This is a genomic window from Tenacibaculum sp. SDUM215027, from assembly GCF_050566205.1.
In the GTDB taxonomy this organism is placed as follows: Bacteria; Bacteroidota; Bacteroidia; order Flavobacteriales; family Flavobacteriaceae; genus Polaribacter.
Genome location: NZ_JBNXUE010000006.1, coordinates 60,076 through 72,388, shown reverse-complemented (window position 1 = coordinate 72,388; position 12,313 = coordinate 60,076). Strand labels below are relative to the sequence as shown.

General features: G+C 29.7%; 16 protein-coding genes. 11 read left to right on the top strand and 5 right to left on the bottom strand.

Features of this window, described 5'->3' with window-relative positions; all coding sequences use genetic code 11:
• Window positions 1–82: 82 nt before the first annotated feature.
• The 4 genes from ACQYZ7_RS13660 to ACQYZ7_RS13645 all read right to left on the bottom strand — a co-directional run bounded on the left by ACQYZ7_RS13660 (window position 83) and on the right by ACQYZ7_RS13645 (window position 3,764).
• Window positions 83–1,384 carry a serine hydrolase gene (locus ACQYZ7_RS13660; protein WP_430730282.1) on the bottom strand — a complete coding sequence of 434 codons (1,302 nt, stop codon included), beginning with the start codon at window positions 1,382–1,384 and terminating at the stop codon, window positions 83–85.
• A 10-nt stretch (window positions 1,385–1,394) separates the two neighbouring features.
• On the bottom strand, window positions 1,395–2,822 hold the full coding sequence (locus tag ACQYZ7_RS13655; protein ID WP_430730281.1) for a serine hydrolase: 1,428 nt from the start codon (window positions 2,820–2,822) through the stop codon (window positions 1,395–1,397).
• Between the two features lies 1 nt (window position 2,823).
• Window positions 2,824–3,258 (bottom strand): MarR family winged helix-turn-helix transcriptional regulator, encoded by a 435-nt coding sequence (locus ACQYZ7_RS13650; RefSeq protein WP_430730280.1) that lies wholly within the window; start codon window positions 3,256–3,258, stop codon window positions 2,824–2,826.
• A 233-nt stretch (window positions 3,259–3,491) separates the two neighbouring features.
• Window positions 3,492–3,764: a DUF4242 domain-containing protein gene (locus ACQYZ7_RS13645; protein WP_430730279.1), complete on the bottom strand. Its 273-nt coding sequence runs from the start codon at window positions 3,762–3,764 to the stop codon at window positions 3,492–3,494.
• Window positions 3,765–4,008: 244 nt separating this feature from the next.
• Here ACQYZ7_RS13645 and ACQYZ7_RS13640 point away from each other — a divergent pair, with 244 nt between their 5' ends.
• Window positions 4,009–4,398 (top strand): hypothetical protein, encoded by a 390-nt coding sequence (locus ACQYZ7_RS13640; RefSeq protein ID WP_430730278.1) that lies wholly within the window; start codon window positions 4,009–4,011, stop codon window positions 4,396–4,398.
• Between the two features lie 65 nt (window positions 4,399–4,463).
• Here the strand turns inward: ACQYZ7_RS13640 and ACQYZ7_RS13635 are convergent, their stop codons facing one another.
• A complete protein-coding gene (locus ACQYZ7_RS13635; protein WP_430730277.1) occupies window positions 4,464–5,210 on the bottom strand; it encodes a hypothetical protein in 747 nt (248 codons plus the stop codon).
• A gap of 373 nt (window positions 5,211–5,583) precedes the next feature.
• On the opposite strand from ACQYZ7_RS13635, the gene ACQYZ7_RS13630 reads away from it, so the two are divergent.
• From ACQYZ7_RS13630 to ACQYZ7_RS13585, 10 genes are all read left to right on the top strand, one after another.
• On the top strand, window positions 5,584–5,763 hold the full coding sequence (locus ACQYZ7_RS13630; RefSeq protein WP_430730276.1) for a hypothetical protein: 180 nt from the start codon (window positions 5,584–5,586) through the stop codon (window positions 5,761–5,763).
• Window positions 5,764–5,838: 75 nt separating this feature from the next.
• The gene (locus ACQYZ7_RS13625; RefSeq protein ID WP_430730275.1) at window positions 5,839–6,147 is read left to right on the top strand and encodes a hypothetical protein; all 309 of its coding nucleotides are present in this window, start codon (window positions 5,839–5,841) and stop codon (window positions 6,145–6,147) included.
• Between the two features lie 218 nt (window positions 6,148–6,365).
• Window positions 6,366–7,736: a sensor histidine kinase gene (locus tag ACQYZ7_RS13620; protein ID WP_430730274.1), complete on the top strand. Its 1,371-nt coding sequence runs from the start codon at window positions 6,366–6,368 to the stop codon at window positions 7,734–7,736.
• Between the two features lie 2 nt (window positions 7,737–7,738).
• Window positions 7,739–8,404 carry a response regulator gene (locus tag ACQYZ7_RS13615; RefSeq protein ID WP_430730273.1) on the top strand — a complete coding sequence of 222 codons (666 nt, stop codon included), beginning with the start codon at window positions 7,739–7,741 and terminating at the stop codon, window positions 8,402–8,404.
• Window positions 8,405–9,447: 1,043 nt separating this feature from the next.
• Window positions 9,448–9,654 (top strand): hypothetical protein, encoded by a 207-nt coding sequence (locus ACQYZ7_RS13610; protein ID WP_430730272.1) that lies wholly within the window; start codon window positions 9,448–9,450, stop codon window positions 9,652–9,654.
• Between the two features lie 10 nt (window positions 9,655–9,664).
• Window positions 9,665–9,898, top strand: coding sequence for a hypothetical protein (locus ACQYZ7_RS13605; RefSeq protein WP_099216602.1), 234 nt, complete (start codon window positions 9,665–9,667; stop codon window positions 9,896–9,898).
• Window positions 9,898–10,179: a membrane protein insertion efficiency factor YidD gene (gene yidD / locus ACQYZ7_RS13600; protein WP_430730271.1), complete on the top strand. Its 282-nt coding sequence runs from the start codon at window positions 9,898–9,900 to the stop codon at window positions 10,177–10,179. The genes ACQYZ7_RS13605 and yidD overlap by 1 nt, the downstream gene beginning before the upstream one ends.
• A gap of 80 nt (window positions 10,180–10,259) precedes the next feature.
• Window positions 10,260–10,817, top strand: coding sequence for an SH3 domain-containing protein (locus ACQYZ7_RS13595; protein ID WP_430730270.1), 558 nt, complete (start codon window positions 10,260–10,262; stop codon window positions 10,815–10,817).
• 102 nt (window positions 10,818–10,919) lie between these two features.
• Window positions 10,920–11,210 (top strand): TM2 domain-containing protein, encoded by a 291-nt coding sequence (locus tag ACQYZ7_RS13590; protein ID WP_430730269.1) that lies wholly within the window; start codon window positions 10,920–10,922, stop codon window positions 11,208–11,210.
• A gap of 11 nt (window positions 11,211–11,221) precedes the next feature.
• Window positions 11,222–12,298, top strand: a complete 1,077-nt coding sequence (locus tag ACQYZ7_RS13585; RefSeq protein WP_430730268.1) for a type I restriction endonuclease — start codon at window positions 11,222–11,224, stop codon at window positions 12,296–12,298.
• Window positions 12,299–12,313: the final 15 nt, after the last annotated feature.

Sequence of the window (12,313 nt, the reverse complement as noted above, 5' to 3'; positions counted from 1 at the left end):
CTTATATTTTTTATCCATATTCTTAAAGAGCTAAAACGACTCTTTAAAATAATATTTATGACTTGGGTAGAGTACTATTTAATTAACTAGTTTTCTTTTTAATTTCAGCGACTCCAGCTTTTCTAACTATAATTTTGGTGACTTTACCTTTTTTGTTTTTAATAAATTCAATAGTCTTATTTTTTTTAGTAATAAAAAACTTGACATCAGATTCAGGTAATAATTCAGTATCATAATTAGAGTAGTATAGTTTTTTATTCCTTTTAAGAATTGTAACGCTTTCATATTTTCCAGTATACTCGTTATATAGTATAGGGTTTATTTTTACTAGTTGATGTTTGTACGGAAGCTCAACAGACTTTTTGAAAAGAATTGCAGCTAGTCCGTAAGCTATTAAATATGAAGGGGATTGATTGTTAGATAATACGGTAATAAATATATTATTATTGGTAAATTTATTAAACGAAGTCATGGCTCCATAAAATCCTCCATCGTGGGCTATTAATTCATGATTCTGATTATAAAAAGGGTTTATCATTAAACCAAGTCCAAAATTTTGGTCATTATATGAAGTAAACATCTTCTTTTTAGAGACTTTATTTAATAAAATAGTACTGTCAAATAGTGCTTTGTTCCATAGGTATAAATCATCTATGGTAGAGTAGACTCCATCGTGCCCAATATTAAAATTCCAGTTTATGTAAGGGTTTTTTATGAGCGTATTGTCTTTTTTATAATAGGTTTTAGCAGATTTTAAAACGATTGAATCATTGGTGCTTACACCTGTATTGTACATTTCAGCTTTATCAAATAGATTTACTTTAAGATATGTTGTATATGATTGATTAGAAACTTTTTCAATAATACGTGCAAGTAAATAATACCCAATATTGCTATATGCTGTGCTTGAACCTGGTTTAAACAACAAAGGTTTTTGCATAATATAGTTTGTGACTGAATCTTTATCTAATGATGTTTTAGCAAGATATAATTCGTCATAATCCATTTGGAACCCAGCATTATGGGTTAACATCATTTTAATAGTGATTTGTTCTCCTTTTGGAAAATTTGGGTAATATTTAATAAGTTTATCTTCGAGTGATATTTTTCCTTTTTCTATTAACTGCATGATAGCAACAGCTGTAAATTGTTTTGATATTGAAGCTAAACTAAATTTAGTGTCAATTGTATTTGGAATTTTCCACTCATAATCAGCAGTTCCATACGCTTTTTTTAATAAGATGGAGTCATTTTTAGTTACTAATACTGTTCCTGAAAAATGATTAATACTTTCTTGGGCATCCATGTAACTTTTTAATGTTGTCTCTTGTTGAGCAAAAGCTAATGGTGTAATTAGTATGAGTAGAATAGTGTAGTATTTCATTTAATTACAATTAAATAGATTTTAATTCTTTTAGCTTCTCTACAGCATTTGTATTATCAGGATTAAGCTTGAGGCTTTTTTGATAATTTTTGATAGCTTTTTTTATTTGACCATTTTTCATATAAGCCTCTCCTAAAGAATCATATGCATCATAAGACTCAGGAAAGGAGAATGTTTCAAGTATGAATAAATCAATAGCTTTTTTATAAAAATCTCTTTTTATCATTTCATAACCTTTGGCATTCAAGTCTATTTCAGAAAGTTTGAATTTTGAGTTTTTAATTTCTGTTTTAGCTTCTTCAATACCGTTATTCAAACAAGTTTTAATTATCTTTTTAGTAAAAAAGTAGTTGTCTAGTTTTGGTGTTGTACCAGAGATTGTTTTTTCTATAAAAAAACGAGCATCAAAAAAGCCTTGATCTAGATCTTTATTAGTTAAAAGTATTACGATGTAATTTTGTTTTTCAAAAACTCGCCATTCAGCACCAGTACCGAAATGTCCACCACTATGACCATAAATTCCTGAACCCTTAGCTCCTGCAAACTGCATTCCGTATCCGTACCAATCATTTTTTGGTTCCTTTTTCATAAGGTCGGTATAGGTTTTGTTTAAAAGTTTATTTTTTTTAAAAGCTACTGTAAAATTATATAAGTCATCTACATTTGTATATCCACCTCCTGCTGCAGTACCCTTAACGCCTCCCATAAATATTGTTTTTTGTAATTGGTTAGGGTAACTGTTTGAAAGAGTATAGTTTTCTGAAGCATTTTCAATAGTATGATCAATATCAAAATTACCTGTGTTTTGCATACCCGATATAGAGAATATATGCTCTTGTATGTATTTATTATAAGGCAACTTTGTAATGGCTTCTATAATTCTGCCTAGTACAATGTAGTTAGTGTTTCTATATGCAAATTGTTGGTTAGGTTTAAATTCTAAAGGCTCATTTTCATACAGATGTGAAAGTTGTTCCGTAGTTCTATACTTATCCTTTGAGGTATTCAAGAACTTTTCGGAATGAAAATAGTTAGGTAATCCACTTCTATGTTTCAGTAATAACTCTATAGTAACAGAGTCTTTAGCTTCTTTATTCTGATAGTTAGGAAGAAACTTACCGATATTATCTTGTAATGATAATTTTCCTTCTTGAATTAATTGAAATATAGCAACGGCTGTAAAAGATTTAGCTATTGAAGCGTACGAAAATTTAGTTTCTGTATTATTTTTAATTTTATGCCCTAAATGAGCATATCCATAAGCTTTCTTGAATAAAACACTATCATTTTTAGCAATTAAAACAGTACCACTAAACCCATCTAAAGAGTCTAAGTAATTAGAAATTTGATTTATCTTTTGATTTTTAATAGGAGTGGATTTCTCCTTTGTACAAGAAAAAGTGATTATAAGTACAAGTAAATAGGTTAATCTCTTCATTTTAAGAATTACAATTTTTAGTTATTTTTTTTAAAGTTTTGTATAGTTGCTCCAGTTCTTCATCTGAAACAGTATTTAAGGCAGTTTCTCTATTTTTTTGTATTACAGGCTTTAGTTTTTTTATAATCTCTTTTCCTTTTTTAGTTATTTCTAGTTTAGCTTTTCGTTTGTCTAGACTATCTGTTGTTTTAATCAGATAATCTTTGTTTATCATCAATTTCACAATACGTGTCATAGATGCGTAGTCTTTAAAAACTAAATTGGCAATTTCTGTTTGAGTTTTATCATTACTTTCAAGTATCAACAAAATTAGAGCCTGGTCTACAGTAATATCAGGAACAATTTGGGTAATATTATGTTGACTGATCTTACGATAAGCTTTTATAGTTTCCTCAATAGAGTAGAGAACAGTAGTTGTAGGTGTATTGAAATTCATTTTATTTGATATATCAAGCAAAAATAAAAATATATTTGATATATCAAATAGTAATTAAATGTAAAAGTACAAAAGATATTAAAAAAGACTGTTTTAGAGATAGTTGTGTATAGATGTTAAACTTAGAAGCTCTTTAGAAAAAAGTTAAGCTAAGTAAAAATATAAAGACCTCGTGATTTACGAGGTCTTTTGTTAATGGTTTAGTGAAATAAAAACTGTATAAATTGTTTTAATTACTCCGCAGTAACAGGATCAATAATGGTTGAAACTTTACTAATTTTATTTAAAGGAAATCCACCTTTTTCGGCATGTTCACGAATCTTTGATTCATTCGGAGCATTATAAATACAGTATATTTTATCTTCGGTTACATAGCTATGAACCCACTGTATTTTAGGTCCTATTTCACCCAAAACATCACAAGAAGTTTGTGAAATTTCTTTCAATTGCTCAGGGGTTAAGTCGCTAGCTCCTGCGAGCTCTCGTTCAATAACATATTTAGGCATGACATTAAATTTAATTCCTACTCGTTTGGTTTTTCGGATTTACCCCGTTTTTGAATGGTTTCTGGACTCCATTAGTAGTTGTAGGTTTTGAGGGTAAGTAATTGTATACTAAGTTAATATAATTAAAAATAAGAGTCAAGCTAATTTTTTAATCAGAATCTTAGTGTTATTGAAAACTCTATTAAGATTATTTTTTATTCTATAGTAAGGTCTTCTTTTTATATTAGCGGAAAAATTTATTTATATGAGAAAAGTAATTTTATCAGTAGCACTTTTATTAGCAAGTGGAGTTTTCACATCTTGTACAGACGTATCCGAAGATAATATTCAAGAAAAATTAGAAATTCAAAATACAGGAGGAGAGGAAGATCAAGATCCGCCAAAAGACCCTGATGAAGAAAACGAAATTTCAATTATCCAAGGACATCAAAGTACAGGAGGAGAAAATGATCATGATCCTGATGAAGAGGATGATGAAGTATTAATAAAAGGTACAAAAGAAAGCATTTACACGGGAGGAGAGGAAGATCAAGATCCTGATGAAGAAGATGAAGTACCCATAAAAAGTGGAAGAGATGAAAGTATTGACACTGGAGGTGAAGAAGACCCTATAGAGGAGGATGATGATCTATAACATCGGGAACTCAAAATAGAATATTTAAATAAAAACGCTGTTGAATTCAATTCAACAGCGTTTTTTTATTCATTTAACAAGCCTTCATCTTTCAGAATAGTTCTTGTTATGGGGTTTAACTCTTTCAATGTTTCAGGGTGAATGCCTCTAGCTGTAAAAAACTCTCTTTCTCCTTTTGTATTACTTCCATACCAAAAATTCTCCTTACCGTTTGTAAAAAACTCCATATCCTTGGTAAGTGTTACTTTTTTAAAGCGTTCAATATCTATATGGTAGGTTGTATTATCTATTGAATTAAGATAATAACAAGGGGCTTTTGTATAATGGTCTTTTTCCCAAACGATACAGTTACTTTTTTCAAATAAAATATCTTTATAAATAATAAATACAGAAACTAAAAGAATGACACCAATTAAAATAGGTGCTTTGTTTTTTAAGAAAGTAGTTGAACCCCCTAACTTGTTTTTTTCTTCCTCTTTTCTCTTAGTTAAGTTATTTTCTTCACTTATTGAAAAAGGCTTAAGAGGATCTAAACTAATATTTTCCTTATAGTTTTCAAAGTCCTCAAACCCCAAATATTCAGCCATTACATCTTTTACAAAAAGATCGGGAACTCCAACGGGGATATTTTCTTCTTTTTCTACATACTTTTTATGCAATCTACTAATTGTTTGTACACTCACATAATTAAATATATCATGTCTTCTTTCTAGTAGTTCTTCTACGAAAAACACAGCTTTTCCATTTCGACTATCAATTCCTTCATCTGTCTCAATCTTTTTAAAAAAATCAACAATTAGTTTTTCAATCATGGTTAATCAATTATTAGACAAGTTGCGGTCAAAAGTAAAGCTGTTGTACAAAAATTGATTACGGTTATCCATAAACTAGACAAAAACCGATTGATCAAGTTTTGATAAATGGTAAAACTTAGATTTTCAGAATCTTTGCAGTGGCACTGATCGAGAAATAAAAAAGAAAACAAATTGATTGGTTCTAATTAAAAGATGAAATATCGGTAGAATTTCTTAGGGGGAAGCTACTTAATAATACCGATGTTCATCTCTACTTCCCGCGAAAGAGGCGCGCGACTCTTTTAAAAATTCTACACCTAAACTCGGTGTAACTGTAGCTAAGCAAAGTGCTTGGACAGGATAAATATTATCAATTTTTAAAAGTAACAAAATGAACAAGGTTTTATTAATTATTACATTTTTAGTAACAAACGGATTATATACTATAAATACAAACTCAACGACTGTAGTAACACAAACAGACTCTACAGAGACAACAACAAGTGATACAGGTGGGGAGACTGATCAGGATCCAGATCCAGAAGAAGATCCAAATAATGGAGGTAGTTAACAGAAATTAAATCAGTTTAACAAAACGAAGGAGTAATTTGTAAATTACTCCTTTTTTTATTTATAAATTAGGGCTATGAAAAAAGATAAAATTTTAATTCTTATATGTGTAATTTTTATAACCTTGTTATCATGTTATGAAAAAAATGTAAAGGATAATGAAGGTTTTAAAGAGGAAGATATAGTAAAGAAGTTTACTTATAGAGAAAGGTTAGGTTATTATTTATCAAAAAAAGGAAATTTGGATGACTTCGTTGTTGTAAGAAATATAGCATATAGTTATAATAAACTAGGGCGACCAGATAGTTCAATATATTACATAAATAAGTTTTTCAAAAACTCAAAAGAAATATCTAATAAACAGAAATATCTAATAAACAATTAGGTATATTATTCTATAGGTTAGGAATTAACTATAAAAGAATAAATAAAATTGATGAAGCATATAAATATTTTGTCAAGTCTAAAGAGGAGTATTTAAAAGAAAGTGATAGTATTAAAATAGGGGAAAGATTATTTAGTATTGCTAAAATTGAATCAAAAAAGAAATTATACTATAAGAGTGATAAAACATGTATAGAAGCCCTTAATTACTTAAAACCAATGAATTCGTATTTACTACCGTCAATTTATAATTGTTTAGGTATTAATAATTATGAGCAAAGAAAATACGAGCACTCTAATAATTGGTATGAAAAAGCTATTAGATCAACTCGAGATAATGTAAATAAGATTAGATATTATAATAATATTTCGATTAACTACAGAAAATTAGGAGATTATAAGAAATCATTAAGTTATTATGAAAAAATTAAGTCAAATAAATATTTTGATAGTATTCCTTTAGATTTAAAAGCAAAAATAATTGATAATAATGCTTACGCAAAGTTTAAAGCAGGTTTAACAATTAATAATCAAGACTTTTACTTAGCTCAAAAACTTAAAAAAGAATTAAACGATAGTGTAGCTTTAATAGCGAATTATTATTATCTATCAGATTATTATTACAGTAATAAGAAAATTAATAAAGCTATTGATAATGCTAATAAAATGTATGAATTAGCACTTAAGTTAGATAAACCAGGTGATAGAATAGAAGCCTTAGATAAAAGAATTAAATTAGAAAAAAATAAAAAAGAAGCTTTATTTCTCGAAAGAATTAATTTAAGTGATAGCATTCAAAAAGCTAGAGAAAATTTAAAGATTCAATTTATAGCGTACATTTATAATTTTCAAGAAGAAAGAAGAGAAAAACTTAAAGTAAAAGCTAATTTGGCTGAATCAAACCTTAGTTTAGAACAAGAAAAATCGCAAAAACAACTCTGGATTTTTGCAGTAATTCTTACCATTCTATCCTCAATAGTCTATTTCTTTTATAAAAGAGAAAAAAATAAAAAAGAAAAAGCTATAGAAGTCTACAACACAGAAACCCGCTTAGCTAAAAAAATACACGATGAATTGGCAAACGATGTATACGCGGTAATGAGTACATTACAAAATACATCAATAACAGATGAAAGGTTGCTCACGAGAGTAGAGAAGATATATGCACAAACCAGAGATATATCTCACGAAAATAGTCCTGTGCTCACAGGTGAACACTTTGAGAATTTCTTAAAGCAACTGTTTTTAGACTTTACGAACGATCGTTGTAAAGTAATCCATAAAGGATTGCAAGAAGTAAACATAAACCAGTTAGCCAAAGAAAAACAAATAGTTGTGTATAGAGCCTTACAAGAGCTCTTGGTAAACATGAAAAAGTACAGCGAAGCAACGTTGGTACTCATAACTTTTTCAGAAGAAAAAAACAAACTATCAGTAGCATATCAAGACAACGGAATTGGTGTAGAAAACCTCTCTGAAAAAAATGGTTTGCAAAATATGGAAATCCGTATTAAATCAGTAGGAGGGTTTATTACTTTTGAATCAAAGCAAGAAAAAGGATTTCAAGCAAAGTTTCAATTTAAAAAGTAGTTATGTTCAAAAAAGTATTGATAGCAGAAGATGCTGATTTTATGTCAAGCGGAATAAAAGTAGCCTTAGAAAACATGCAAATTCCTAATGTTGAATATGCACAATATTGCGACGAGGCTTTTTTAAAGCTAAAAAAAGCATGGTTAGACCAAGAACCTTTCGATTTATTAGTGAGTGATTTATCGTTTAAAGACAACATAAATCCGCAACGATTAGAATCTGGAGAAGCACTTATAGCCGAAGCAAAAAAATTACAACCTAGTTTAAAAACGATAGTATTTTCTGTAGAAGACAAACCTTATCGAATTCAGCAACTATGTAATGAGTTAGAGGTAAATGCGTATGTATGGAAATCTAACCACGGACAAAGAGAGCTAAAAAAAGCAGTACAAAGTGTGTTTAATGGTGAGTTTTTTATCACTCCACAATTAGCACATGCGCTACGCGATAAAGAAGCCTTTGAAATTACAGATTACGATGTGTTTTTACTAAAATATTTAGCGGAAGGTTTAGATCAAAAAGAAATTAGCGAAGAGTTAAAAAGCAAAGACATGAAACCGAGTAGTGTTAGTTCAGTAGAAAAACGCTTAAAGCTATTAAAAGAAAATTTTAATGCCAATAACCCTACACAGCTTATAGCTATCACCAAAGACTTCGGACTCATTTAAAACTAATTTCATTCCGAGCGATAGAGAGGAATCTCAATATAAAGAGTAACAAATGCTCTTAAGATTTAGTTACGCTGAACCTTACGGTTTCTCCCTCCTGGTTGAAATGACGTTAACAATCAGTAAACCGTCATTCCGAACGGTAGTGAGGAATCTAACTTAAAAGAGTTACTCTTATTCTTTATTGTAATCACTGTCAGTTCGAGTAATTTTTATTGAGTGATAACGAAGTGAAAATTGTACTTTGGCTACGCTCAGCAGAGCTATCGAGAACTATTCGAAGACTTTTCGATACAATACTTGGAATTCCAAACGTAAAAGATTTCTCCCGCTGGTCGAAATGACACAAACTAACAGCAAGCAGTCATTCCGAACGAGGTACGAGGAGGAATCTCAACATAAAGAGTAACAAACATTCTTAAGATTTAGCTACGCTGAACCTTACGGTTTCTTCCTCTGGTCGAAATGACGCAAACTAATAGCAGGCAGTCATTCCGAACGGCAGAGAGGAATCTCACTCAAAAGGAGTTAAGGAGGATAGGACGAAGTAATCTGCTTAATAATAGCTCAGTTTATAAAGCACTATTAAACTTGATATGTATAATGGAAATGCCTTTTCGTACCTAATGGAAAAGACATTTAGTGCCTAGTGGAAGTGATATTTGATGCCTAATGGAAAAGTCTTAATAATAAAAAAAGCCTAATAAGTTTGTTGTATAACTTATCAGTTTTTAAGTAATTAACTTTTTATATTAAGCTACAGTAACCATAAAAGAGGAGTCAGAAACACGAATATCTTTTAAATAAATTTCAATGCTACTGGTTTGTAGGTAAGGTATGGAAATAGAAAACGCGGATTTCAAACGTATGGTTGTTACTCTTTTTTTAAGTTAAGAAAACCAATATAACATCTAGCAAAATTCTAATTATGGATGCCTTTTCTGTATAGGCTCTAACATAATAGCAAGCCCTACGGATTTCCGTAGGGTTTTGTGTTTTAAGGAGGGTAAATTTGTAGTGATATTAATCTTAAAAATATAGAAATGGCAAGATATTATGTAAACAAAAATGCACAAACAAATGGAGACCATGAGGTTCATAAGTTGGAGTGTACATGGATTCCAAATGTAGAAAACAGAATTTATTTAGGAGAGTTTGATAATTGTAAAGATGCAGTTAAAGAAGCTAAAAAGCACTACACAAAAGTAAATGGTTGCTATTACTGTAGTAGAGAATGTCACACAAGTTAATTTGAAAAACATGGAATACAAAGTAATACCCTTTACGCCTTCTATTGATAGAAATAAAGGAAACTCAGCAAAGGTAGCACAACAATTAGAAGCTATTATTAGTAATTACAACGACCAAGGTTGGCGATATGTTCGATTAGAAAGTGTAGAAACTCATGTTCTCCCTGATTCAGGTTGTTTTGGAATAGGTTCTCAACCAGGATATACAGCATACAGACAAATGATTGTTTTTAGTAAAGAATAATGAAACATTTGTTACTTCTTTCTATAAAGACGTATTGGAAGTTTAAACCAAAGGATAAGCCAGTATGCTGTATATTTAGAAAATCCTGTTCACATTACGTATATGAAGAAACAAAAAGAAAAGGACTGTTAGCAGGAGTAAAAGCATTAAAATATCGGTTTAACAACTGTACTTATGGTTATGAACTGTATTTAAACCCGATTAGTGAGAAAAAACAGATGCTGCTAAAGAATGGAGAAGTGCTAGAAGAAGAGGAAATAGCAAAACGACTATTATATTGATTAAACCCTACGGATTTCCGTAGGGTTTTCTGTTTTATAGAAATTAGATTTGATATAATAAACTTAATCCCTTCAATATTATGGATCAGAAATATGAAAAAGTATTACTAATTACATCATTATTAATAGTAATAGTTGCTACGGTAGTTGTAACGAAGAAAAACAATTCTAAAGAAAATTTATATAACAAAGCTTTAGTAGGCTGTTATGTTCCACCAGAAGCTAGGTGTACAGGTTCTGTTAACTGTAGAGCATGTAAAAACTGTAAGTATTGTAAATATTGTAACAGTGGAGGCTCTTGCGGTGTTTGCGGAAAGAGAAGTAGCACAAAAAGGTATACCAACTCTTATAAAAGCTACTCAAAGAAGCCACAAACCAAACAAACTATTTTTGACGGACGTAAGACCAATAGTACATTGTTAAAAGAAGAGCCATATTACCTAAAAACATTATTGGTAAACAAAAACCTTTTAAATTTAAGAAGTGGTCCAAGTACTTCTTATTATGTAATTCAACAATTAGACTTTGGAGAAAAACTAACCATATTAGCCACTCAAGCAAAATGGATTAAAGTGAGGGTAAAACGAACAAAAGTAATAGGGTTTGTTCATGTGAGCGGTGTACTTTTGGTGGAATAATAATATAATTTTTATAGTATGAATTTATAGCCTTACGGAAATCCGTAAGGTTTTGTTTCTTAGGGAGTTTAGCTTTGGTGTATATAACCAAAACAAAAAAAAATGAACAAACATTATTTACAATCAAAGGTGAAGTCAACAGGAACTGCATACATATTATTGCTTTTTTTAGGAGCTCATTATGCTTATTTAGGAAAATGGGGAGTACAATTTTTATACTGGTTTACACTAGGAGGACTAGGTATATGGGCATTGATAGACTTGTTTACAATGTCTAGTAAAGTAGAAAAGTATAACTCATTAATTTTTCAGCAAATAGAAGAAATAGATAAAAAAGAAAGAGAAGATGAGTGCGCTAGAAATATAGCAATGGTACAAGCGATGAAAGCCTAAAATAAAGAAATATGGAACTAGCCAACAAACTAAAAGAGTTATCACAGAAAATAATAACATTAAAAGAGCAAATAGAAACCGAAGAAGCTACTAAAACAGCTTTTGTATTGCCTTTTATAGACTTATTAGGATATGATATTTTTAATCCAACAGAAGTAATCCCAGAGTTTACAGCAGATATAGGGTTGAAAAAAGGAGAAAAAGTAGACTATGCTATAATTGAAAATAAGGTTCCTATTTTAATAATAGAATGTAAGCATTGGAAAGAAGATTTAAACACGCACAATTCACAGCTATTTAGATATTTTCATACATCAAAATCAAGATTTTCACTTCTAACTAATGGTATAGAATATAAGTTCTTCACCGATTTAGAAGAAACAAACAAAATGGATGAAAAACCATTTTTAGAGTTTGATATAACCAAACTAAAAGAGCCTGTAATTAATGAAGTTGTTAAATTTCATAAAACAAAGTTTGATGTCAATCAAATAGTTAATAATGCAAGCTCTTTAAAGTATTCAAAAGAAATAAAGAAGATATTTAATAGTCAATTAATTGAACCAGAAAATGATTTTGTTCGGTTCTTTTCTTCAAGAGTTTATTCAGGAAGACAAACAGAAAGAGTGTTAGAGCAGTTTAAAGAATTAGTGTCAAAATCCATTAATCAATTAATAAGTGAAAAAGTAAATGAAAGACTGCATAATGCTTTAAATAAAGAAGAAGAAAAGTTGGTAGAAGAAAGTATAGAGCACGAAGAAAAAAATGAAAATAAAATAGTAACTACAGAAGAAGAAATGGAAGCCTATAGGATTGTGGTGGCAATACTAAGAAAAAAAATACCTATAGAAAGAATTGCTTTTAGGGATACACAATCTTATTTCGGCGTTTTATTAGATGATAACAATCGTAAACCATTATGTAGGTTTCATTTTAATGGAAAAACCAAATATTTAGGGGTATTTGATGCTAATAAAAAAGAGATAAGGGAAAAAATAGCAACGATTGATGATGTCTATAAGTTTGATTCTTTGCTTTTAGAAACGATAAATTACTATGAAGAGATTGCGAAAGAAAAAACTAATTAGAAATATAATATTATC